21 protein-coding genes, 1 tRNA gene and 1 pseudogene are annotated in these 23779 nt (G+C 65.2%); 15 read left to right on the top strand and 8 right to left on the bottom strand.

Annotation, left to right across the window (positions count from 1 at the left end):
• Positions 1-57: 57 nt before the first annotated feature.
• Positions 58-1449 (bottom strand): DNA repair protein RadA, encoded by a 1392-nt coding sequence (gene radA / locus AC3A4M_RS07270; RefSeq protein WP_498734931.1) that lies wholly within the window; start codon positions 1447-1449, stop codon positions 58-60.
• A 39-nt stretch (positions 1450-1488) separates the two neighbouring features.
• Positions 1489-2616: an FUSC family protein gene (locus AC3A4M_RS07275; RefSeq protein ID WP_498732803.1), complete on the bottom strand. Its 1128-nt coding sequence runs from the start codon at positions 2614-2616 to the stop codon at positions 1489-1491.
• Positions 2617-2902: 286 nt separating this feature from the next.
• Between AC3A4M_RS07275 and pstS the strand changes: the two genes are divergently transcribed.
• The 4 genes from pstS (at position 2903) to pstB (ending at position 7017) form a co-directional block, all read left to right on the top strand.
• Positions 2903-4018 (top strand): phosphate ABC transporter substrate-binding protein PstS, encoded by a 1116-nt coding sequence (pstS, locus tag AC3A4M_RS07280; protein ID WP_498734933.1) that lies wholly within the window; start codon positions 2903-2905, stop codon positions 4016-4018.
• Between the two features lie 143 nt (positions 4019-4161).
• Entirely contained in the window at positions 4162-5091 is a 930-nt protein-coding gene (pstC, locus tag AC3A4M_RS07285) for a phosphate ABC transporter permease subunit PstC (protein WP_498734935.1), read from the top strand.
• A complete protein-coding gene (gene pstA / locus AC3A4M_RS07290) occupies positions 5091-6206 on the top strand; it encodes a phosphate ABC transporter permease PstA (protein WP_498732800.1) in 1116 nt (371 codons plus the stop codon). The genes pstC and pstA overlap by 1 nt, the downstream gene beginning before the upstream one ends.
• A gap of 31 nt (positions 6207-6237) precedes the next feature.
• Positions 6238-7017 (top strand): phosphate ABC transporter ATP-binding protein PstB, encoded by a 780-nt coding sequence (gene pstB, locus AC3A4M_RS07295; RefSeq protein WP_074700195.1) that lies wholly within the window; start codon positions 6238-6240, stop codon positions 7015-7017.
• A gap of 101 nt (positions 7018-7118) precedes the next feature.
• On the opposite strand, the gene AC3A4M_RS07300 is transcribed toward pstB, so the two are convergent.
• The gene (locus AC3A4M_RS07300) at positions 7119-8129 is read right to left on the bottom strand and encodes an inorganic phosphate transporter (protein WP_498734938.1); all 1011 of its coding nucleotides are present in this window, start codon (positions 8127-8129) and stop codon (positions 7119-7121) included.
• Entirely contained in the window at positions 8130-8747 is a 618-nt protein-coding gene (locus AC3A4M_RS07305; protein ID WP_074700193.1) for a DUF47 domain-containing protein, read from the bottom strand.
• 79 nt (positions 8748-8826) lie between these two features.
• Between AC3A4M_RS07305 and AC3A4M_RS07310 the strand changes: the two genes are divergently transcribed.
• Positions 8827-8991: a hypothetical protein gene (locus AC3A4M_RS07310; RefSeq protein ID WP_498734940.1), complete on the top strand. Its 165-nt coding sequence runs from the start codon at positions 8827-8829 to the stop codon at positions 8989-8991.
• 96 nt (positions 8992-9087) lie between these two features.
• On the opposite strand, the gene AC3A4M_RS07315 is transcribed toward AC3A4M_RS07310, so the two are convergent.
• On the bottom strand, positions 9088-9735 hold the full coding sequence (locus AC3A4M_RS07315) for a hypothetical protein (RefSeq protein ID WP_074700192.1): 648 nt from the start codon (positions 9733-9735) through the stop codon (positions 9088-9090).
• A gap of 125 nt (positions 9736-9860) precedes the next feature.
• Here AC3A4M_RS07315 and AC3A4M_RS07320 point away from each other — a divergent pair.
• From AC3A4M_RS07320 to thpD, 5 genes are all read left to right on the top strand, one after another.
• A tRNA-Lys gene (locus AC3A4M_RS07320) sits at positions 9861-9933 on the top strand.
• Between the two features lie 338 nt (positions 9934-10271).
• Positions 10272-10781 (top strand): diaminobutyrate acetyltransferase, encoded by a 510-nt coding sequence (gene ectA / locus AC3A4M_RS07325; RefSeq protein ID WP_498734942.1) that lies wholly within the window; start codon positions 10272-10274, stop codon positions 10779-10781.
• 133 nt (positions 10782-10914) lie between these two features.
• A complete protein-coding gene (gene ectB, locus AC3A4M_RS07330; RefSeq protein WP_498734944.1) occupies positions 10915-12186 on the top strand; it encodes a diaminobutyrate--2-oxoglutarate transaminase in 1272 nt (423 codons plus the stop codon).
• Positions 12187-12232: 46 nt separating this feature from the next.
• Positions 12233-12631 (top strand): ectoine synthase, encoded by a 399-nt coding sequence (locus AC3A4M_RS07335; RefSeq protein ID WP_074700189.1) that lies wholly within the window; start codon positions 12233-12235, stop codon positions 12629-12631.
• 91 nt (positions 12632-12722) lie between these two features.
• Positions 12723-13622: an ectoine hydroxylase gene (gene thpD / locus AC3A4M_RS07340; protein ID WP_498734946.1), complete on the top strand. Its 900-nt coding sequence runs from the start codon at positions 12723-12725 to the stop codon at positions 13620-13622.
• A gap of 88 nt (positions 13623-13710) precedes the next feature.
• On the opposite strand, the gene AC3A4M_RS07345 is transcribed toward thpD, so the two are convergent.
• The 3 genes from AC3A4M_RS07345 to AC3A4M_RS07355 all read right to left on the bottom strand — a co-directional run bounded on the left by AC3A4M_RS07345 (position 13711) and on the right by AC3A4M_RS07355 (position 16791).
• Positions 13711-15030: an FtsX-like permease family protein gene (locus AC3A4M_RS07345; RefSeq protein WP_498734948.1), complete on the bottom strand. Its 1320-nt coding sequence runs from the start codon at positions 15028-15030 to the stop codon at positions 13711-13713.
• Positions 15027-15797, bottom strand: coding sequence for an ABC transporter ATP-binding protein (locus AC3A4M_RS07350; RefSeq protein ID WP_498734950.1), 771 nt, complete (start codon positions 15795-15797; stop codon positions 15027-15029). Before AC3A4M_RS07350 ends, AC3A4M_RS07345 begins: the two co-directional genes overlap by 4 nt.
• 88 nt (positions 15798-15885) lie before the next feature.
• On the bottom strand, positions 15886-16791 hold the full coding sequence (locus AC3A4M_RS07355) for a LysR family transcriptional regulator (protein ID WP_498734952.1): 906 nt from the start codon (positions 16789-16791) through the stop codon (positions 15886-15888).
• 128 nt (positions 16792-16919) lie between these two features.
• On the opposite strand from AC3A4M_RS07355, the gene AC3A4M_RS07360 reads away from it, so the two are divergent.
• The 5 genes and pseudogenes from AC3A4M_RS07360 to ureE all read left to right on the top strand — a co-directional run bounded on the left by AC3A4M_RS07360 (position 16920) and on the right by ureE (position 23767).
• Entirely contained in the window at positions 16920-20408 is a 3489-nt protein-coding gene (locus AC3A4M_RS07360) for a bifunctional proline dehydrogenase/L-glutamate gamma-semialdehyde dehydrogenase (protein ID WP_498734954.1), read from the top strand.
• A 239-nt stretch (positions 20409-20647) separates the two neighbouring features.
• Positions 20648-20950 carry an urease subunit gamma gene (locus AC3A4M_RS07365; RefSeq protein ID WP_139003877.1) on the top strand — a complete coding sequence of 101 codons (303 nt, stop codon included), beginning with the start codon at positions 20648-20650 and terminating at the stop codon, positions 20948-20950.
• A 14-nt stretch (positions 20951-20964) separates the two neighbouring features.
• Positions 20965-21393: pseudogene (locus AC3A4M_RS07370) on the top strand (urease subunit beta); the annotation flags it as partial.
• Between the two features lie 140 nt (positions 21394-21533).
• A complete protein-coding gene (gene ureC / locus AC3A4M_RS07375; protein WP_498734955.1) occupies positions 21534-23246 on the top strand; it encodes an urease subunit alpha in 1713 nt (570 codons plus the stop codon).
• A gap of 47 nt (positions 23247-23293) precedes the next feature.
• Positions 23294-23767 (top strand): urease accessory protein UreE, encoded by a 474-nt coding sequence (ureE, locus tag AC3A4M_RS07380; protein ID WP_498734957.1) that lies wholly within the window; start codon positions 23294-23296, stop codon positions 23765-23767.
• The last annotated feature ends 12 nt before the right edge of the window (positions 23768-23779 follow it).

Raw genomic sequence — 23779 nt, forward strand, 5'->3', positions numbered from 1 at the left:
GCCGCGGTTGCACAGGACTGCTGCTATGGCGGGAGCCGTGCGCCAGGTACAGCCCGCCTAACTGGGGCTGGCAGTGCCCGCGCCGAAGAGCAGATCCAGCGCCTCGGCCACGGTGCCGACCTCCTTGACGCGAAAGCCCTTGGGCACCTGCCCGGGTCCGCCGTGGGAAGAAGGGACGACGGCATGGGTGAAGCCGAGCCGTTCCGCTTCCTGGATGCGCCGGCCGATTCCGGGCACGGGCCGGACCTCCCCGGCCAGTCCCACCTCGCCGAAAGCGATCAAGCCCTTGGGCAGCGGCTTGTTGCTTTTGGCCGAGGCGATGGCCAGCGCCGTGGCCAGATCAGTGGCCGGTTCCGTCAGCTTCACGCCGCCGACGGTGGCCACGTAGCTGTCATCCTTGTGCAGCGACATGGCTGCACGGCGCTGCAGCACGGCCATCATCATGGCCACCCGGGAGGAATCAAGGCCGCTCGTGGCCCGGCGCGGCTGCGCATTGGAGGTCTCCGCGAGCAGCGCCTGCACCTCGGCCAGCAGGGGCCGGCGGCCCTCCAGGGTCACCGTGATGCAGGTACCGGAAACCGGCTCCGCCGCCGTCGACATGAACAGCCCACTCGGATCAGCCAGTCCTTCGATCCCCTCTTCGGTCAGGTCGAAGCAGCCCACTTCGTCGGTGGGGCCGTAGCGGTTCTTGATGGCGCGAAGCAGCCGCAGCCTGGAGTGCCGGTCTCCCTCGAACTGGCAGACCACATCCACGAGGTGTTCCAGCAGGCGGGGTCCGGCAATGGAACCGTCCTTGGTGACATGGCCAACCAGGATGGTGGTCATGTTCCTGGTTTTCGCCGCGTTAATCAGCGAGGCAGCCACTTCGCGGACCTGGGTGACGCCGCCGGCGCTCCCTTCGACCGCGGAACTGCTCAGGGTCTGGACCGAATCCACGATGAGCAGCGAAGGGTCCGTCTTTTCGATCTGGCCCAGCGCGATGCCCAGATCCGATTCTGCGGTCAGGTACAGCGAGTCAGCGATGGCGGAAATGCGTTCGGCGCGCAGCTTGACCTGCGCGGCTGATTCCTCGCCGGTGATGTACAGGACATCCTTGGCTAGTCCGGCGACCCGCGCGGCCACGTCGAGCAACAGGGTGGACTTACCCACGCCCGGCTCGCCCGCCAGCAGGATGACGGCGCCGGGCACCAGACCGCCGCCCAGCACGCGGTCCAGTTCGCCGATACCGGTGGCCTGAAAAGCTGCCGTCGAGGCGTCCACGTCCGCGATGCGCTGCGCAGGATTCGCTACGGCCGCCGCCGGCGTCGTTCTTGAAATGACGGCCCCGGCTTCCTCCACGGTGCCCCAGGCCTGGCACTCGCCGCAACGGCCTACCCACTTGACGGTGCTCCAGCCACATTCGGCACATCGGTAGGCGGGCGCTTTGGCGCGTGCGGTCTTCGAACTCATGGAATCAGGCTAACGGAACGGTGTGACAATCCCGGCCAGTCACAGTTTGGGCAGGTACGCGGCCGCTTCGTCATGGGTCAGCCCGGTCGCCTCAAGGAGGTCGACCATGAGCGGACGGAAGACGAGGACCAGGCCTTCACCTTCCAGCCTCTGGATGCCCAGGGTCTTCGGATGCAGGCGAGTGGCCACGGCGGCCAGCTCGTTCCGGGCACTGCTTAGCCGGCGTTCGCGCGCACCGCCGTCCGGGTCCGACAGGCCCGCGGAGAGGACCTCGACGGCGTCGGCGGCTTCCAGCAGCACCTCGGCGAAGGACTCGATGGCGTCGTCGGTCATCGCCGCGTGGTTGATGGCCGAAGTCAGGCGCCGGGAGAAGACCCGGCTGTTGCGCATGGCCAGATCGATCATCTCCGCCGATTTCTGCAGGTCGCCCACTTCTTCGCGGTGGCGGCGGTACGCGGGGGAAATCCGGGCCACTTCCTGCGCGCCCGAAAAGGACGTGCGGACCTCGTCGATCAGCTTCTGCGAGGCGCGAGCCCGGACCAGGGCGTGCCAGGCCAGCGTGGAGTCGCTGCGGCTGAGCGCATTGGAGCATTCGCGCAACACCGACGCCAGCTCGTTGAGCAGCTTCTGCAGGTTGGTTTTCGGGGCGGACCGCGGGTCGCCCGGGATCAGCATGGTCACGATCAGCGCCATTGCACCGCCGACCACCGCATCCAGGCTCCGGGTGAACGGTCCGCCGTCGGGAGCCGGCAACAGCACCACCAGCACGGACTGGAGGCCCATCTGGGTCGAGAAGATGGACCCGCTGTCGAGGAAACGCGCCAGCAGGATGGAGATCAACAGGACGGCGGCGGCCTGCCAGATTCCGGAGCCGAGGAAGTGCAGGAGCAAATCACCGACGGCGATGCCCAAGGTGCAGCCGATGGCCACTTCCATGACCTTGCGGAACCGCGGACCGGTGGCGAAGCCCAGTGCCACCAGCGACGCCGTTGCAGCGAACAGCGGACCCTCGTGGCCCAGGAGCTGCTCGGCGATCACGTAGGCGGCGACGGCACAGAGTGTCATCCGTGCAGCCGGAAACAGAGAAGCCTTGCTCCGGCTGAAACCCACGCGGGTGCGGTTGCGCAGGAAAGTACGGGCTCGGGAGAGAGGGCCGCCGGTACTCATGGGTTCAGTCTAGGCGGGAAGCCGCGGGCCTTCGGAACTGTGCCGCTGTGCGTCGTACGAGTGCCAGGAAAGGCTCTGGGTGGCTGGTCCTCTAATACGATTTCCATCACAAAAGCAACAGCACCAGCGGCGATGTTAGCGAATGGCCCGCATCTGTTCACTTTCCGTTCATTTTCACCCGCCAATCTCGTTACCTGACACGAATAGCTTCGTAGAAGTACGAAACCGCACGGCCATCACCGCGCATTTCGTCCATCTCGTTTGCTAACCCTGAAAGGGACCCAAAGTGAAGGCATTCCGCTTCGGCCGCGCGGCCGCAGTACTTTCCGTAGCAGCACTGGCCCTGACCGCCTGCGGCTCCGACAACGCCACCGGCTCGCAGGCGGAGGCCGGCGGCAGCGCCGCGGCAGCCGAAGGCGTCTCCGGCACGCTGTCCGGCGCCGGCGCCTCTTCCCAGGACTCGGCCATGCAGGCTTGGATCGCCGGTTTCCAGGCGCAGAATCCCGAAGCGAACGTCCAGTACTCCCCGGACGGCTCCGGCGCCGGCCGCGACAACTTCCTGGCCGGCGGCGTGCAGTTCGCCGGTTCGGATGCGTACATGGACGAAGAAGAGCTGGAGAAGTCCAAAGAGGTCTGCGGACCCGAGGGTGCCTTCCACATCCCGGGCTACGTTTCCCCGATCGCTGTTGCCTTCAACCTTGAGGGTGTCGAGGAGCTGAACCTCGACGCCGAGACCATCGCCAAGATCTTCCGCGGCGAGATCAAGAACTGGAACGACGAGGCCATCGCCGCTCTGAACGAGGGCGTGGAACTGCCGGATACCCCCATTACCGTTGTCCACCGCGCTGACGACTCCGGTACCACTGAGAACTTCGTGGAGTACCTCTCTGCCGCCGCTCCCGACGTCTGGACCGACGAGCCCTCCGACGCCTGGCCTGCAGACATCGTGGCCGAGAACGCCCAGGGCACCTCCGGCGTCGTCTCTGCCGCCAGCGCCACCGATGGCGCCATCACCTACGCCGACGCGTCCGCCGTCGGGGGTCTGGGTACCGTCAAGGTCCAGGTCGGCGAAGAGTTCGTGGGCTACAGCCCCGAGGCTGCAGCGAAGGCCGTTGAGGTTGCCACGCCCGTTGAGGGCCGCAGCGACGTCGATATGTCCCTGGATCTCAAGCGCGACACCACCGAATCCGGGGCCTACCCGATCGTGCTGGTTTCCTACCATATCTACTGCAGCACGTACTCTGACCAGGAGACCGTTGACCTGGTCAAGGCCTTCGGCAACTACGTGATCAGTGAAGAAGGCCAGCAGGCTGCTGCCGACTCCGCCGGTAGCGCACCGCTCTCCGAGAACCTGCGCGAGCAGGCCGGAACCGCTCTCGAATCCATCTCGGTGGCTTCGTAGCAACGCACGCAGGGGAGCCCCGCCGTCGAAAATGACGAGCGGGGCATCCCCGTGTCAGGGAGCCGACGTTGCTCCCGTGGACAAAACAGTGAAAACTGACAAAAGCCAGACCGCTAGAAAACAGGAGCCCGAAGGGTTGTGAAGTGTCCAACACATTGACAGAAAGCGGCAGCAGAGGCCGTGCCGGAGATAAGGTTTTCTCCGGCATTGCATTGTTCGCCGGCTGCCTGATTCTCTTCGTCCTTTTCTGCGTGGCGTTATTCCTGCTGTGGCAGGCCCTTCCGACCTTTGCCGCGGATCCGGCCGAGATCACCGGCGGGAACGGATTCTGGAGCTACATCTGGCCCATCGTGATCGGCACGCTCATCGCCGCCGCGATCGCGCTGCTGATTGCTACCCCGATCTCCATTGGCGTGGCGCTGTTCATCTCGCACTACGCCCCGCGGAAGCTGTCCCAGGGCCTCGGCTACGTCATCGACCTGCTTGCCGCCATCCCCTCGGTGGTTTACGGCGCGTGGGGCATGACCGTGCTTGCGCCCGCCCTGGTAGGCCCCTACGTCTGGCTGGCGGAGAACGCCGGCTGGATCCCGATCTTTGCGGGCCCGGCGAGCCAGACCGGCAAGACCATGCTGACCGCCGGCATCGTGCTCTCCGTCATGGTGCTGCCGATCATCACCTCGCTCAGCCGGGAGATCTTCCTACAGACGCCCAAGCTGCATGAGGAAGCCGCGCTGGCGATGGGTGCCACCCGCTGGGAAATGATCCGGATGACCGTCTTCCCCTTCGCACGCGCCGGCATCATCAGTGCCGTCATGCTGGGCTTGGGCCGCGCCCTGGGCGAAACGATGGCGGTGGCCATGGTGCTCTCCGGCGGCGGCCTGATCGCCAGCCTGATCCAGAGCGGAAACCAGACCATCGCGGCCGAAATCGCGCTGAACTTCCCGGAGGCTTTCGGGCTGCGCCTCGCGGAGCTGATTGCCGCCGGCCTGGTCCTGTTCGTCATCACGCTGGCCGTGAACATGGTCGCCCGCTGGATCGTTAGCCGTCACAAAGAATTCTCGGGGGCAAACTAATGTCACAGACCGCTACGCGCACGCCTTCGCCGCTGCGCAAGAACACGCTGACCAAGAACCAGTTGCCGAAGTGGGCCATCTGGGCCGTGCTGGCCGGCTCGCTGGTGCTCGGCGCTGCAATTTCCTCGCTGATCGGCTTCCACGTGGTCGGCTGGGCGCTGTTCTCCGCCGTCATCTTCGTGATCGCCGGGTTCCTGGTCACGCTGTCCGTTGAGGGTGAGCGCAAGGCCAAGGACCGCTTCGCGTCCAACCTGATCTACGCGGCGTTCATCGTGGCCCTGGTGCCGCTGTTCTCCGTCATCTGGACAGTCCTGGAAAAGGGCCTTCCCGGCATGACCTCCAACTTCCTGTTCACCTCCATGAACGGCATGACCGGCGTGGTGGACAACGAGACAGTCGAGAACGGCACCCCGGTGCTCGGCGGCGCCTACCACGGCATCGTCGGCACGGTCCTGATCACCTTCTGGGCGACCGTCATATCGGTGCCGGTGGGCCTGCTGACCGCCGTCTACCTCGTTGAATACAGCAAGGGCGGCTCGCTCTCCCGCGGCATCACCTTCTTTGTCGACGTCATGACCGGCATCCCGTCGATCGTGGCCGGCCTGTTCGCGGCGGCGCTCTTCGGCCTGATCTTCGGCCCGTCCACGCGTACCGGCTTTGTGGCCGCCGTGGCGCTGTCCGTGCTGATGATCCCCGTGGTGGTGCGTTCCACCGAGGAAATGCTCAAGATCGTGCCCAACGAGCTGCGCGAAGCGTCCTACGCCCTCGGCGTGCGCAAATGGCGCACGATCGTCAAGGTCGTGGTGCCGACGGCGATCTCGGGTATTGCTTCCGGCGTCACCCTGGCCATCGCCCGGGTCATCGGCGAGACCGCTCCGCTGCTGGTCACCGCCGGCTTCGTCAACAGCATCAACTTCAACGCGTTTGCGGGCTGGATGACCACCCTGCCGACGTTCATCTACCGGCAGCTGATGAACCCCACCTCACCGACGAGCATCGATCCGAGCGCCCAGCGGGCCTGGGCGGCGGCACTGCTGCTGATCCTGATCGTCATGCTGCTCAACCTGATCGCCCGGGTTATTGCCCGCCTCTTCGCCCCCAAGACCGGCCGCTAAGCCTCCACCTGCGTCCAAGAGAAGGAACACTATGTCCAAGCGTATCGACGTCAATGATCTGAACGTCTATTACGGAAATTTCCGGGCCGTTGAAGGCGTGAACATCAACATTGAGGCTCGGTCCGTCACCGCATTCATCGGGCCCTCCGGTTGCGGCAAATCCACCTTCCTTCGGACCCTGAACCGCATGCACGAGGTGCTTCCGGGCGCCCGGGTCGAGGGCGAAGTGCTCCTGGACGGGGAAAACCTCTACGGGCCCGGCGTCGATCCGGTCACCGTACGCAGCCAGATCGGCATGGTCTTCCAGCGCCCGAACCCGTTCCCCACCATGTCCATCCGGGACAACGTCCTGGCGGGCGTCAAGCTGAACAACAAGCGCATCAGCAAGTCGGATGCGGACGCGTTGGTGGAAAAGTCGCTGACCGGCGCCAACCTGTGGAACGAGGTCAAGGACCGTCTGGACAAGCCGGGATCCGGCCTCTCCGGCGGCCAGCAGCAGCGTCTGTGCATTGCCCGCGCCATTGCCGTCTCCCCGCAGGTGATCCTGATGGACGAGCCGTGCTCGGCCCTTGACCCGATCTCGACGCTTGCCATCGAGGACCTGATCGAGGAACTGAAGACCGAATACACCGTAGTGATCGTGACGCACAATATGCAGCAGGCCGCCCGCGTCTCGGACAAGACGGCGTTCTTCAACATCGCCGGCACCGGCAAGCCCGGCAAGCTGATCGAATACAACGACACGCCCACCATCTTCAACAACCCGAGCGAGAAGTCCACCGAAGACTACGTCTCCGGCCGCTTCGGCTAACCAGCAGCGCCCCGGTACTCAACCGGGTTTGCACAGCTGCCGACGGCGGCACCCGGCGGTTTACACGCCAGCCGGGTGCCGCCGTCGTGCTTTGGCTGAACCTACAGCAGCGGATCCAGCGCGAGGTAGAGGACCGCGCCCACGGTTGCCGTCGCGACGGCGGTCATGACCCAGGTGAGGAAAACGCGGTTGGCCACACGCCAGCGGACGGCGTCGAAGCGCTGGTTGGCACCGGCGCCCAGGATGGACGAGGTCATGGTGTGCGTGCTGGAAAGCGGGATGTGCAGGGCCATCCCGCCGAAAAACAGCATCGCCGAACTCACGCCCTGCGCCACGGCGCCGCGCAGCGGATCCATCCGCACCAGCCGGTAGCCCAGCGTGTGCGAGAGGCGCCAACCGCCGAACAGGCTGCCGGCGGCCAGCAGGGTCGCCGCGAACAGCTGGACCCACAGCGGCATCCGGTCCCCGGTATCCAGTCCCGCAGCGACTAGCGCCAACAGCAGCACGGCCATGGTCCGCTGCCCGTCCTGGAGCCCGTGACCTAAGGCAAAAGCACCGGCGAGGATGGACTGGATCATCCGGTTGTTCTCGTTGGCCCGCTTCGGCGCCGTGTAGCGGGAAATCCAGGTCAGGGGAAACACCACAACGTAGGAAATGGCGAAGGCGATGACGGGGGAGAGCAGCAGCGGCAGGACTATCTGCGTGCCGATGAAGTTGTCCCCGGCGATGATGTTGTGCCCGCCCAGGAAGGCCGAAGCCGCGCCGGAGCCCACCAGCCCGCCCACCAGCGCGTGTGTGGACGAGGAAGGCATCCGCCGCCACCAGGTGTAGATTCCCCAGCCGCAGGCGCTCAGCAGGCCGGCAATGAGGATGCCGAGGCCCTCAGGCCCTTCCGGCAGGCCGATCCAGGCCTCGCTGACCAGCAGGGCCAGGCCGGTGGAGATCATCGCGCCGGCAAAGTTGAAAAAAGCCACGAGAACGACGGCGATGCTCGGCGTGAGTGCACGGGTGCGGACGGCACTGGCTACGGCATTGGAGACGTCATGGAAACCGTTGATGAAGGCGAAAGATCCGGCGAAGACGACGACTGCTGCGAACAGGAACAGCTCCACCTACGATTCCTTGATCAGAATCTGGCCCACGTGGTTCGAAACGCGCCGCAAGTCCTTGGTGACTTCCACGAGCTGGTTGGCGACGTCCCGGTGGCGCAGGTAGTTCGGAGTCTTCAGCTCCTTCTGCGCCTCCGCGGTCCAGTTCCGGTGGGTGCGCTCCGCACGCTTGGCCAGCCGCAGCATTTCCACGTAGTACTCATCCAGATCCAGCAGGGAACTCAGCCGACCCATCGCGTCCCGGGTCAGCTCCGACATGCGGGCGATGACCTCCAGTTGCTCTGACGCCCTGGTGGAAAGCCGCTTGACCCGGTTCAGGGCGATCAGCTCGGCGGCGCCGTCGAGCTTTTCGTAGGCCTCCACAATGTACCGGGAGATCTGGAACAGGTCCTCGCGGGGCAGCGGCGTGATGAAGCTGGTGCGCACGTGTGTCATCAGCGCGAAGTGAAGTTCGAAAACCTTGGCGTCATGCTGGTGCAGCTCTTCGGCCAGCCGATCGTAGTCATCTGCCGACGCGCCGAGGATTTCGGAGAGCGTGGTGACGCCGTGGGGGATTTGACCCGCCATCTCGGTCAGCAGATCCAGGCTCTTGTTCTCCTGGGGGAAAAGGCTTAGCTTCACTGTTTCACCGAAGGTCTCTAGCTGTGGAAGAAAACTGCGGAGCTGAGGGCGTCCGCAAGGCTAAGAGTATCGTCTGAAAGTGAACAAAAATAATGGTGCCGAACTGGGAGCGCCTCTCGGCGGATGGCCGCTCGAAGCGGCTAAAAGTTGGAGCCCGGGGCTGCCACAGTTCGACACCACCTTCAGTTTTCTACGCCTGAGCATCGATGTCAACCACCGCGGAATAACGGGGAAAAAACGCTAAATCTGCTGGAAAATCAGGCCGGACAGGGCTAACATGCCCCGCATTCAACGGCCTTGCTCGGCCGGTGCTGCGGGGCCTAAGGGACTGGCTGCCGACCTAGTCCAGCTCGCCGCGGCGCCAGGCAACCGCCGCCGCTTCGAGGTCCTCCGCCGTCTTGATCAGGCGGTGGGAGCTCTGTGTGAGTTTTGCCGCATGGTTCTCATTGGCGGGTTCGGCGGCGTCCGCATGGTGCGTCTGGCCGAGGGCCACAACGCGGCAGAAGGCAGCCGAGCGGTCCAGCGCGACGTCGAAATCGCCGTCGAAAGCCCCGGACAGAATGGTGTCCGCCATTCTGGTGACTTCGTCCGCTCCGGGAGGCTCGGCAACACCAGCCACCACCTTGGACACTTCGGCGACGTCCTTGCCGGCCTTGAAGAAGGCGGACATGCGCTCGGGGTTCTGCTGGGTGGCGGTGCGCAGGGCATAGAGCCGCCAGAGCGCGCCGGGCAGCGACCGTGCGGGGCTCTCGGCCCACATCTCCGCGATGGCTTCGAGGCCCTGCTGGTCCGCTAGCTTGACCAGCCGCTTGGTGATCTCCGGGTCATCCGATTCCCGGCCATGGTGGACCAGTGCCTGCGCCGCCAGGTGGGCTGCTTCGGAAACCCGTGCCGGGTCCGCCCCGCCGGTGAATCCTTCGAAGTCCAACGGAGCAAATGGCTTTGGCTTATGCGGCCGCGGTGCGTCAATTCCGTTGTTTCCGTCCATGCCATGACGATACTCCTACGGCTCATATCGGTCGAGGACCGGCGATTCATACGTAGGGGCATGGGTGCGATAAAGTAAGTAACGGTCGATTTGGTCCGGGTCTTGTATCCGGCCGGATGGCTGGCGGGCCTTTAGCTCAGTTGGTAGAGCATCGGACTTTTAATCCGCGGGTCGCGGGTTCGATCCCCGCAGGGCCCACCGCTGCTGTACCCCTGCCAGACGCTATGTCGGGCGGGGGTACTGCCGTTTAACCAGAGCCTCCGGGGTGCCTGAATCGGCCGATTCAGGTTGCTGGCCGCTCCCGGCAGCCGACCTTTTGCGCCGGGATGTCGATTTTGTCACATCCCAAATGTCACAGAATGGTAACGATAATTATCCCGGCGATCTCCGCCGCCGTCATTTCGCCGATTGCCAATCAAAATAAGGCCAAAGCCGGAATGCATCGTAGAGGGTGCGAAGACCGCTAAGCGCCCAAAACGTGTCAAATCCGCCAATCTCGGGTTGATTATCATCCAGATCTCGTTACGGTCGAATAGATGGTTCAAGAACTCGCAGAAACCCAGACACGTCCGAGGCTAGAAGCAAAATTCCGTAAACCAACCCTGAATGATGGCGCTGCATTGTGGCGCATGGCGAAGGACTCCCAGGTCCTCGATTTGAATTCGTCCTATTCCTATTTGCTGTGGTGCCGCGACTTTGCGGAGACGTCAGTCGTCGCCACCATTGATGATGAACCGGCCGGTTTTGTTACCGGCTACGTACGCCCCGATGAGCCCGGCACCTTGATGGTGTGGCAGGTCGCGGTGAACCAAGCGTTCCGAGGTCAGAAACTCGCCGCCTCCATGCTCGACGAGCTGGCCGCACGGCTGGATTCCGACTTCGTTGAAACGACGATCACCGACGACAATGCTGCATCCATGCGGCTGTTCGCCAGCTTTGCCGAGCGCCGGAACGTTCCGTTGGAGCGCGACCCCCTGTTTACCCGGAGCATGTACCCCGACGGCCATGACACGGAATTCCTATTCCGGATCGGCCCACTGAACTAGGTATTTATTGCCTGCTTGTCCTGCTTTTTCTCCGCAGTTTTGCTCCAGTTCTAATTTTGTTAATCCGCGGCTGCATTTCGCGTACCTCCCAAGAGGTCGAAGCGGCCGCACCACATGAAGGAAGTTCTTTCTCATGACAGATATTTTTGAAACGCTTGAATCAGAGGTCCGTGGATATTGCCGCAGCTGGCCCGCCGTTTTCGAACGCTCGCAGGGCAGCACCATGTACGCCGAAGACGGCAAGGAATACCTTGACTTCTTCTCCGGCGCCGGCGCGCTGAACTACGGCCACAACAACCCGCTGCTGCTCGAGCCGCTGCTGGACTACCTGCGCAGCGGTGCCGTGGTGCACTCGCTGGACATGAAGACCCCGGCTAAGCGCCGCTTCCTGGAAACCTTCCAGGAGGTCATCCTCAAGCCGCGCGGCATGGACCACAAGGTCATGTTCCCCGGCCCCACCGGCACCAACTCGGTCGAGGCCGCCCTGAAGCTGGCCCGTAAGGTCACCGGCCGCCAGCACATCCTCAGCTTCACGAACGCGTTCCACGGCATGACGCTGGGTTCTCTGTCCGTCACGGGCAACTCGATGAAGCGCAAGGGCGCCGGCATCCCGCTGACCAACAGCTCCAAGATCCCCTACGACGACTACTTCGACGGCGAGACCGCGGACTTCCTGTGGCTGGAACGCGTGCTCGAAGACAGCGGTTCCGGCGTGGATAAGCCCGCCGCCGTCATCGTGGAGACCGTCCAGGGCGAAGGCGGCCTCAACGCCGCGCGCCTGAGCTGGCTCAAGGGCCTGTCCGAGCTGTGCAAAAAGCACGACATTCTGCTGATCGTCGACGACGTCCAGGCCGGCTGCGGCCGCACCGGCACGTTCTTCAGTTTCGAGGACGCCGGCTTCACCCCGGACATCATCTGCCTGTCCAAGTCCATCTCCGGCTTCGGCCTGCCGCTGGCGCTGACCTTGTTCCGTCCGGAACTCGATGTCTGGGAGCCAGGCGAGCACAACGGAACGTTCCGCGGCCACAACCCGGCCTTCGTGACCGGCACCGCTGCACTGAACACGTACTGGCGCGATGACGCCTTCCAGCAGCAGGTTGCTGCCCGCATCGCCCAGCTGCACGACGGCCTGGAGCGCCTCGCCGCTACGGTTGAGGGCGCAAGCGTCCGCGGCCGCGGCCTGCTGGCCGGGGTGTTCTTCCCGGACACCGAAACCGCCGGCAAGATCGCAGCCGCGGCCTACGAGCAGGGCCTGCTGGTGGAAACCTCCGGCCCCGAGAGCGAAGTTGTCAAGCTCATGCCGGCACTGACCATCACCGCTGAGGAGCTGGAGCGCGGTCTCGAGATCCTGATCGAGGCCGCCAAGACCGTCACCGGTGCACGTGAACTGGTCGGCGCGCTCTAACCAGCGCCGCTGCCCGAAGATTTACCCCAAGACTTAAGGAGCATCCGTGCTTGTTGTGAACCTGAACGATCTGAACGACACCGACCGCGACGTGAAGTCCGAAACCTGGCGCAGCCGCCGTATGGTGCTGGCCAAGGAGGGCGTGGGCTTCTCGTTCCACGACACCGTGATCTACGCCGGTACGACGTCGACGTTCCACTACGCGAACCACATCGAGGCCGTCTACTGCGTGCAGGGTGAAGGCACGCTGACCAACGAGGTTACCGGTGAAGTACACGACCTGCGGGACGGCACTATGTACCTGCTGGACGGCAACGAGAAGCACACCGTGCGCGCCACCACCGAGCTGCGCATGGCCTGCGTGTTCAACCCGCCGGTCACCGGACGCGAAGTCCACGACGAAAACGGCGTCTACCCGCTGGTGGTTGAAGAACCAGCCCACTAAGACCCCCGGTCAGGTAAAAAGTCCGATCAGCCCAAAGCTGGCCGGGCTTTTTCCTTATCGGTAGCAAAAAAGGAAAACGAGGAGGATAGGAATGACTGCAACAGCAGAACCACGCATTGATGTTTATCCGACACGTGTGGCGGGAAAGCCCGGCGTCCAGGCCCGTGAAGACAAGGTTGTCTGGGGAACTGCGGCTGAGGGCCCCATGGATGAGGCCACGCTCGCCGGTTACGAGGCAAAGGGCTACCTCACCATCGAGCAGCTCATCACGCCGGAGGAACTCGAGACCTTCCGGGCGGAACTGAAGCGGCTTTCCGAAGATCCGGTGGTCCGCGCGGACGAGCGCACCATCGTGGAGGCCAAGTCGCAGGAAGTCCGCTCGATCTTCGAGGTGCACAAGACCAGCGAGGTCTTCAAGCGGATTGCCAATGACCCGCGGGTGGTCGGCCGGGCCAAGCAGCTACTCGGCTCGGACGTGTACATCCACCAGTCCCGCGTGAACTTCAAGCCCGGCTTCGAGGGCAAGGATTTCATGTGGCACTCCGATTTCGAGACCTGGCACGCCGAGGACGGCATGCCGCGGATGCGCGCCGTGAGCATCTCGATCTCGCTGACGGACAACTACTCCTTCAACGGGCCGCTGATGATCATGCCCGGTTCGCACAAGGAATACATCTCCTGCGACGGCAACACGCCGGAGGACAACTACAAGAAGTCCCTGGTGATGCAGGGGGCCGGCGTCCCGGACAAGGCGATCCTGACAGAGTTCGCCGACCGCTTCGGCATCGACGTGCTTGAAGGCAAGGCCGGCGGCGCGATCATGTTCGATTGCAACTGCATGCACGCGTCGAACGGAAACGTTACGCCGTTCTCGCGCTCCAACGTGTTCATCGTCTTCAACAGCGTGGAGAACAGCTGTGAGGAGCCGTACTCCGCCGGCGCACCGCGTCCGGAGTTCGTCGGGGCAACGGACTTCACGTCAGCCGGCTGATATTCCATCGCCCGTCACCTACAGCTGCGGCCCGTCTGGCAAAGGCGGGCCGCAGCTGACCGTCCATCAAGCTGAAGGCAGCCGCGGTTCAGCCTGCGGGGCGGAGCACCTTGTCCATCACCGGGCGTGTGGCCTGCAGCCCTGCCCAGACCAGGCCGATGCCGGCGGCCAGGCAGGCGACTATGGTCAGCACCGACACCGGGGCCAGAACGAGAGCCAGGCCCGCCAGCGGGAACACCAGGATCCCAGCGGTGAACGCCGAACCTGCCGACACCAGTAGCAGCGGCAGCATGACTGCCCGGGTCCGGGCGGCGTCCATGGTCCGCCGCGGCATGCCGAGTTTGTCCAGGCTGCCGTACAGGTCAGCCCGGTCCAGTACCGCCGAGGCCTGGTTCACCCCGGCGGAGCAGGCAACCATGATGAAGGAAACGACGATGGTGATCAGGATGCCGGTGCGGATATCGCCGGCCAGGAACTGTTCGGGTCCGGTCACCGGTCCGGCGGATGCCGCGTCCGCCAGCGCCACACCCGTGCCGCCGAAGACTGCCACGAAGCTGGTCATTGCCACCCCGCTGACCTGCCGCCAGGCCGCTTTGGGAGATTCCAGGATGGTCCGGGCGGCCAGCAGCTTCGCCGCGGTGCCGGCGGTGCGCACCTGCCGCCGCCCCAGCACGGCAATAACCCAGGGACCCATCAGGTTGAGCACGGCCAGTCCCGCGCCGAACGCCCCGACAATGAAGGCCACGGCCACCGCCATGTCCGCGTAGCCGGTGTTTATCGCAGCGAAACCGGCAAGGATGATTGCGCCGCCGATGACCCCGCGCAGCCAGTGCATCTTGGCCGGGGATTGGCGCGTGCGGACCCCCAGCGGCGAGATGACCACCTTGCGCAGGCCCACCGCAGCGCTCACCGCGGCCAAAAGTACGACGGCGGCCACCACCGCGGCGACGATGCCAGGGTCCAGCCAGAACTCCCCGCCGATGGCCGCGCCACGGAAGGGAATCAGCTGGACCGCCGGGGCCAGCACCAGATAACCCACGACGCCGGCCACCGAGCCCGCGAGGGCCAGTGCCGTGGATTCGATGACGGTGATCGCCGCTACGGTGGCCGGAGTGGCTCCCAGCAGCCGCAGCGTGGAGAGCCGGTCATCGCGGCGCCGGGCCGAGAGCCTCGCCGCGGATCCGCCGAGGGTCAGCAGGGGCAGCACCAACAGCACCAGGGCCAGCAGGGCGAGCAGTTGGTAGAGGAAAGCCAGCTCGTCCTGCCACTGCAGGAAGGAGAGTGCGCCGGCCAACACCGTCAGCAGCAGCGTGGTGACCAGCCCGAAAGCGACCACCGGAAGCACTGCGGCAGAGGCGCCGGATGTGCTGGGGCGCGTGAGCAGCCATGCCAGGCGGATGGGGATCATCGCACACCGCCGGCGCTGTCGCCGACCAGCCGGCCGTCCTTCAAGGTGAGGATGCGCCCGCAACTGGCGGCCACGCCGTCGTCGTGGGTTACTACGACCAGCGTCTTGCCGGTACCCGTGGTGGAATCGAGCAGCACCCGCATTACTTCGGCCGACGTGCCGGAATCCAGGGCGCCGGTGGGCTCGTCGGCGAAGATCACGCCGGCGCCCGTCACCTGGGCGCGCGCGATCGCCACGCGCTGGGCCTGCCCGCCGGAGAGTTCGCCGATCCTGCGGTTCTCCATTCCCGCCAGACCGAGCGACTGCAGCCAGCCGGCCGCAGCCTGTTCAGCGGCGGGGCGCCGGGTCCCGCCGAGCATCAGCGCGATGGCGACATTCTCCAGCGCGGTCAGCTCGGGGATGAGCAGCCCCTGCTGGAACACAAAGCCGAAGGCCTCGCGCCGCAGCTTGGACCGCTGGGACTCGTTCAATCCGTTGATCTGCGTGCTGGCGCCTGGTGTGTTGAGCATAATCTGGCCGCTGTCCGGCAGGATGATGCCCGCCAGCGCGTGCAGCAGGGTGGTCTTGCCTGAGCCGGAGGCACCCATGATGGCCACGGACTCCCCGGCGTGGATGTTCAGCGTCAGCCCGGCCAGCGCTGTGGTGCTGCCGTAGGTCTTGGTGACGGTATGGGCGCTGAGGACCGGCGGAACGGGCCGGGCGGATGGATGCTGGGCGCGGCTGCTTGCAGGGCCGGCGGCCGGACTGTGGGCGTGAGTGATGTTCATGATTCCATCCTCGCCGCGAGGGCGGGACCGCCGCGTCGGGCCCGGGGATGAACCTCGACCCGGCCGCTTAATACCCAGGGTGGAGCAGTTACGTGCCCGCAACCTGCGCGGCGGTCTGCTCCAGCACCCGGCGGAACGCCAGGATGGCCGGCCGGTGCGCGCTGGCGTGGCGGACGGAGGTGAAGACAGTGCGCCGCGGCTGGCCCGGAAGCTCCAGCAGCTCGCAACTGGTGCTCCGGCCGGTCCAGACCAGGTCGGGCATGAAGGCCACGGCGTTGCCGGATTCAATCAGGCGGATCTGGGCCTGAAGGTCCGCGGTCTCGTAGCGCACGTCCGGTTCGAAGCCGGCGGTGCGGCAGGCCTGTTCCGCCCAGTGCCGGGAGGCCGCGCCGCGCGGCTCCATCACCCACGGCAGGTTCCGGGCATCGTCCACCGAGGAAACGGGGCGGCGGCTGCGCTCCCGTGGCGGGGCGGCCAGCCGGATGGCGTCCGTGGTGAGGCGCGTGCGGTCCAGCTCCGGGTGGTGCGGGGCCGCATGCCCGGGGTATTGCTCCGCGACCACCAGGTCGAAGTCCCGGGCCCAGGTTTCGTACAGCGCGGTTTCCGGTTCCCGCTGCACCATTTCGATCCGCACCTCCGGATAACCGGCGTTCATGGCGCTCAGCGCATCGGGCATCAGCGCCAGCGCCGCGGACTGGAACACGGCCACGCGCACGGTGCCGGTCACGGTGGTCAGCGACGCGGCCAGGTCAGTCTCCGCCCGCTCCAGCGTCTGCAGCAGTTCGGCGGTATGGGCCACAAGGACCTCCGCCTGCGGGGTCAGCTGCACCTTGCGCCCGGTCTTGCGCAGCAGCTCCACGCCGGCCTCCTTCTCCAGCAGCGCGAGCTGCTGGGACACCGAAGACGGGCTGAAGTTCAGCGCCGCGGCGACTTCGGCGAGGGTGCCGCGGATCTTCAGCTCGCGCAAGAGGCGCAGCCTGCGTACGTCCAGCATGGCACTCCTATTATTCGTATTAACCAACGGATAATGATCGGAAAACATCACTTTATCTAATCGAACGGCGGACGCATACTGGGGGAAGAAGGTACTAACTGCCCCGTTCGACAAGGAGCCGAAACGCCATGACCGATGTCCTGAAAGAGCCCGCCGCACAGCCCCAGGCGCTGGCCGACGCACAGGTCCACGACCTGGCCGAGGATGCCATCAAGCTGGTCCGCCACTGGCTGACCGAGGCATCCAAGATCCCTGTCGACACCTCCGCCCAGCAGCTGGCCGGCGTCCTGAAGGATCCCAACGGCCTGGACTTCACCGTCGGCTTCGTCGACGGCGTGATCCGCCCCGAGGACCTCAACGTCGCGGCACGGAACCTCGCGGCGCTCGCGCCCAAGGTCCCGTCCTTCCTGCCCTGGTACATGCGCAGCGCGGTCCGCCTCGGCGGCGCTATGGCGCCGGCCATGCCCCAGGTGGTCATCCCGATTGCCCGCCGGGTACTGCGCGAAATGGTGGGCCACCTGATCGTGGATGCCACCGATGCCAAGCTCGGTCCCGCGATCGCCAAGATCAAGAAGCACGACGTCGGGCTGAACGTGAATCTGCTCGGCGAGGCAGTGCTGGGCCGGCACGAGGCATCCCGCCGGCTCGAGGGAACCCACAAACTGCTGGCGCGGGACGACGTCGACTATGTTTCCATCAAGGTGTCCTCGACCGTGGCCCCGCACTCGCCGTGGGCCTTCGACGAGGCGGTCGAGCACGTCGTCGAAAGCCTGACGCCGCTGTACCGGCAGGCCGCCGATGCCGCCACGCCCAAGTTCATCAACCTGGACATGGAGGAGTACAAGGACCTGGAGATGACCATCGCGGTCTTCACCCGGATCCTGGACAAGCCCGAGTTCAAGAACCTCTCCGGCGGCATTGTCCTGCAGGCCTACCTGCCGGACGCGCTGTCCGCGATGATGCGCCTGACCCAGTGGGCGCAGGCCCGCCGTGCCGCTGGCGGTGCCCCGATCAAGGTCCGCGTGGTCAAGGGCGCCAACCTGCCCATGGAGCATGTAGAGGCCTCGCTGCATGACTGGCCGCTGGCCACCTGGAACACCAAGCAGGATTCGGACACCAACTACAAACGGATCATCAACTACTCGCTGCAGCCGGACCGCGTGGACGCCGTCCGCATCGGCGTGGCAGGCCACAATCTGTTCGACGTCGCCTTCGCCTGGCTCCTGGCCAAGCAGCGCGGCATTCCCGCCGAGCAGAAGGCAATCGAGTTCGAGATGCTGCTCGGCATGGCGCAGGGGCAGGCAGAAGCGGTCAAGCGCGACGTCGGTTCGCTACTGCTCTACACGCCGGTGGTGCAGCCGCAGGAATTCGACGTCGCTATCGCCTACCTGATCCGCCGCCTTGAGGAGGGTGCGAGCCAGGAGAACTTCATGTCCGCTGTTTTCGAACTGAGCGAAAACGAGGCGCTCTTCGAACGCGAGAAGCAGCGCTTCCTCGCGTCGCTGGCCAACCTGGACAACGCCGTTCCGCTGCCCAACCGGCAGCAGGACCGCAATGTGGCGGCAGCCCCGGCTCCCCGGGACAGCTTCCGCAACACGCCGGACACGGATCCGTCCCTGCCGGCCAACCTGGCCTGGGGCCGCGCCATCCTGGCCCGCGTGCCCGAATCCACCTTGGGCATCGAGGCCGTGGAAGCCGCCACCCTGCGGACTCCGGACCAGCTCGAAAAGGTGGTAGCGGCCGCCGTCGAGCGTTCGAAGGCCTGGGGCGACATGACCGGCGCCGAGCGCGCCGAGGTCCTCCATCTGGCCGGCGACAAGCTCGCCGCCAACCGGGCGCGGCTGATGGAAGTTGCCGCCGCCGAGGCCGGCAAGACGCTGGACCAGTCGGACCCGGAAGTCTCCGAGGCGATCGACTTCGCGCACTACTACGCCGAGCTGGCGCGCAAGCTGGACGCGGTGGACGGGGCCACGTTTGTCCCCTCCAGGCTGACCGTGGTGACGCCGCCGTGGAACTTCCCGGTGGCCATCCCCGCAGGGTCCACGCTGGCAGCGCTCGCCGCGGGCTCCGCCGTCGTCATTAAGCCGGCCAAGCAGGCCCGCCGCACCGGCGCGGTCATGGTCGAAGCGATCTGGGAGGCGTTCGATGAGGCCGGCATCCCGCGCGATGTGCTGCAGCTGGTGCAGCTGGAGGAACGCGACCTGGGCCGGCAGCTGATCTCGCATCCGGCCGTGGACCGCGTCATCCTCACCGGCGGCTACGAGACGGCCGAGCTGTTCCGCTCCTTCCGCCCGGACCTGCCGCTGCTGGCGGAGACCTCCGGCAAGAACGCCATCATCGTCACCCCCAGCGCGGACTTCGACCTGGCCGCCAAGGACGTGGTGCAGTCCGCCTTCGGCCACGCCGGCCAGAAGTGCTCGGCCGCCTCGCTGGTGATCCTGGTGGGCTCGGTGGCGCAGTCGCCGCGGTTCCGCAACCAGTTGGTGGACGCCGTGACCTCGCTCAAGGTGGGCTACCCGGTGGATCCGTCCACCCAGATGGGTCCGGTGATCGAGCCGGCCAACGGCAAGCTGCTGGACGGGCTGACCAACCTCGCCGACGGTGAGATTTGGCTGCTCAAGCCGGAGAAGCTGGATGAAACCGGCAAACTTTGGAGCCCGGGCGTGCGCACCGGCGTCAAGCGCGGCTCGCACTACCACCTGACCGAGTTCTTCGGCCCGATCCTCGGCGTCATGACGGCCGAAACCCTGGAGGAGGCCGTGGCCATCCAGAACGAGATCGAGTACGGACTCACCGCCGGCCTGCACTCGCTGGACCCGGCCGAGCTGGACTACTGGCTGGAGAACATCCAGGCCGGCAACCTCTATGTCAACCGCGGCATCACCGGCGCCATTGTGCAGCGCCAGCCGTTCGGCGGCTGGAAGAAGTCCTCGGTGGGCGCCGGGACCAAGGCCGGCGGCCCCAACTATCTGGCCGGCCTGGGCGACTGGGAACCTGCCCGCAGCCACGCCGCCGCGGCCGTCACCCACGACGGCGCCCGCCACCTGCTCGACGCGGCCCGGCTTTCCCACATGGCGGTGTCCGCCCAGGACGCGGCGTTCCTGGAACGTTCGCTGTCCTCCGATGCCGAGGCCTGGGCCGCCGAGTTCGGCGCGGCCAAGGACGTCACCGGGCTGAGCGCCGAGCGCAACGTCTTCCGCTACCTGCCGCTGCCGGTGACCGTCCGCCTGGCCGAGGGTGAGCCGCTGGCCAAGCTGGTCCGCGTGCTGGCCGCCGGAGTGTTGGCCGGTTCCGAGGTCAAGGTGTCCACCGCCGTCGAGCTTCCGGCCGCCCTGCGCGCCGTGGCGATCGATCGGAACATCGGGGTAACCACAGAGAACGACGCCGAGTGGCTGGCTCGTGCGGGCCGGTTCACCGCCGGACGCATCCGGCTGATCGGTGGTAACGCCAAGGCGCTCGCCGAGGCAACCGGGGGACGGGTGGACCTGGCGGTCTACTCTCATCCCGTCACCGAGGCCGGGCGGGTGGAAATGCTGCCCTTCCTGCACGAGCAGGCCGTCAGCATCACCGCCCACCGCTTCGGCACCCCGAACCACCTCTCGGACGGATTGATCTAGGTAGCACCCAAGCGGGAGCCCACGCTCCGGCCCCCAACCGGCAAACGACCGGCGGAAACCTTACGGATTCCGCCGGTCGTTTTTGTGCCCGCACAGATATGGTGAGGTCCCTCACCAGCGGTCATCGGGGGGTGCCGGCTCTGCTACTCTTGCCTTATCCACGGACCTCCCGGCCTTTTCTCTGGCCGGTTGTAGATAACGGGTGGACACCTATTTGTTTGATGAACTAGGAGTTCTCTATGCATTTGTCGCCCCGTGAGCACGAAAAACTCATGATTGTCGTTGCCGGTGACCTTGCCCGCCGCCGCCAGGCACGAGGCCTGAAACTCAACCATCCCGAGTCGGTCGCGCTTATTACCGCCGAACTTCTCGAAGGAGCCCGCGACGGGAAAACCGTTGCCGAGCTGATGAGCTACGGGACCACGGTTTTGACCAGGGAAGACGTCATGGACGGTGTCGCGGACATGATCGCGGACGTCCAGGTCGAGGCAACGTTCCCCGACGGTACCAAGCTCGTCACCGTCCACAATCCGATCCGCTGAGAGGAGGAGAGCCGATGAAACCCGGTGAATACATCCTCCGTACCGAAGAGATCATGTGCAACGAGGGCACTGAAATCCGGATCGTGAACGTCACTAACCGCGGGGACCGGCCCGTCCAGGTCGGATCCCACTACCACTTTGCCGAAGTCAATAACGCTCTGGAATTCGACCGCGAGGCCGGATGGGGGTTCCGGCTCGATATCCCCGCCGGAACCGCAGTGCGGTTCGAACCCGGCGACGCACGCAGCGTGCACCTGGTTGAGCTGGCCGGCAGCCGCGAGGTCTACGGCCTGCAGGACCGGGTTAACGGATCGCTGGGCAAGATCGCACCGATGCTGGAGACCGAGGCGATCGGCGGCACAGCCGGCATTGATGCCGCGGCCGATCCCGAGATCGCGGCCGAGTACGACATTGACCTGCCCAACAGCGGCGAGCCGGCCAAGGGGTTCCACACCGACTTCGGCCTCGACCCGGTCGACGAATCGGTGAACCCCAAAGAAAAGGTGCTGGCGAAGGAAGCGGTCCGGTCAGCCGAAAAGGCAGAACAGGTCTCCGGCGACGGCGCCAGTGAGGAAGGTACCCGATGAGCTTCAAGATGACCCGCAAGCATTATGCGGAAATGTATGGACCGACCACCGGCGACGCCATTCGGCTGGCAGATACTGAACTGCTGTTGGAAATCGAAAAGGACCACACCCGCTACGGCGAAGAGGTGGTGTTCGGCGGCGGCAAGGTGATCCGCGACGGCATGGGCCAGAACGGTCGGCTGGTCCGGGACGAGGATATCCCGGACACGGTCATCACTAACGTGGTGGTGCTGGACTACACCGGTATCTACAAGGCCGACGTCGCCCTGCGCGACGGGCATATCTTCAAGATCGGCAAGGCAGGTAACCCGCAGATCTCCGATGGCGTGAACATCATCATCGGTGCGGCGACGGACATTATTGCCGGCGAGCACAAGATCCTCACCGCCGGCGGCATCGACACCCACGTGCACTTCGTCAGCCCGGACCAGGTTCCGGTGGCGCTGGCCTCTGGCGTCACCACGTTGATTGGCGGCGGCGCCGGACCTTCGGACGCATCCAAGGCAACTACCGTGACTCCCGGTCCTTGGCACATTTCCCGCATGCTGCAGGCGGTGGAAAACCTCCCGATCAACATCGGGCTGCTGGGCAAGGGGCACGCCAGCGCCATTGAGCCGCTGGCCGAGCAGATCCGCGCCGGCGCCATCGGATTGAAGGTGCACGAGGACTGGGGCGCAACGACGTCGTCAATCGATATGTCGCTCAAGGTGGCGGACGAGTACGACGTGCAGGTCGCCATCCATGCGGACACGCTGAACGAATGCGGCTTCGTGGAAGACACCATCAGGGCCATCGACGGCCGCGTCATCCACACCTTCCACACCGAGGGGGCGGGCGGCGGCCACGCCCCGGACATCATCCGGATGGCCGGACAGCCGAACGTGCTTCCGGCCTCCACCAATCCGACCCTGCCATACACGGTTAATACGGTGGACGAGCATCTGGACATGATGATGGTCTGCCACCACCTGAACCCGGACATTCCGGAGGACGTGGCGTTCGCAGACTCCCGGATCCGCAAGGAAACCATCGCCGCCGAAGACGTCCTGCACGACCTGGGCATCTTCTCCATCACCAGCTCGGATTCCCAAGCCATGGGCCGCGTGGGCGAAATGGTGCTGCGCACCTGGCAAGTTGCGGACGCCATGAAACGCCAGCGCGGACGGATGGAACAGGACCCGGAGGTCGGGGACAACTTCCGGATCAAGCGCTATGTCGCCAAATACACCATCAACCCGGCCATCACCCAGGGCATCGCAGATTCCGTCGGCAGTGTGGAAGTGGGCAAGTTCGCCGACCTGGTGCTCTGGGACCCCGCGTTCTTCGGCGTCAAACCCGACATGGTCATCAAGGGCGGCTTGATCGTGCAGTCCATCATGGGTGATTCGAACGGCTCGATCCCGACGCCGCAGCCACGGACGCTGCGCGGGAACTTCGGCGCCCTGGGCACCGCGGTCCATTCCTCCTCCATCACCTTCTTGTCCAAGGCAGCTATTGAGGACGGCGTTCCGGAGCGGCTCGGTCTGCGCCGGGTGATCCGGCCGGTGAGCGGTATCCGTGACCTGACCAAGGCAGATCTGAAGCACAACGGTGAAACGCCGGACATCCAGGTGGATCCCGAAACCTACACCGTCACCGTGGACGGCGTGGAAGCGACCTGTGAGCCCTCGGATGTACTGCCGATGGCGCAGCGCTATTTCCTCTTTTAGGAAGTACGGATCCTCAACAGCTTGAATTGAATTGAAAGGACCCATCCATGCTTGTTGACCGCGTCATCGGCAACAGACACGAACTTCCGGCCGCAGAACTGGCCGGACTGCACGAAGAAAAAGTAATCCTGCCCAGCGCCGAACTGGTAAAACGCATCCAGCGTGTCACCACCGACCACGGCAGGGACGTCGGCATCCGGCTCAGCACGCCCGGTGACCTGCGCGACGGGGACATCCTGCACCGGGACGAGCAGAACATCATTGTCATCTCCGTGCTTCCCACCGACGTGCTGGTCATTGCGCCACGGTGTATCCAGGAGATGGGAACGGTGGCGCACAACCTGGGCAACCGGCATATGCAGGCCCAGTTCTTCGACGCCGAAAGCGACTACCGGGCCGAGGTCATGGTGGTCCAGTACGACCACACCATCGAAGACTTCCTCCGGCACGCACAGGTTCCCTATTCCCGTCAGGAACGCGTGATGCCGGTGCCTTTCCGGCATGCCGAACACACGCACTGAGGCGGCGGCGGA

It is taken from the genome of Arthrobacter sp. Soil_C_60 (genome assembly GCF_057656375.1).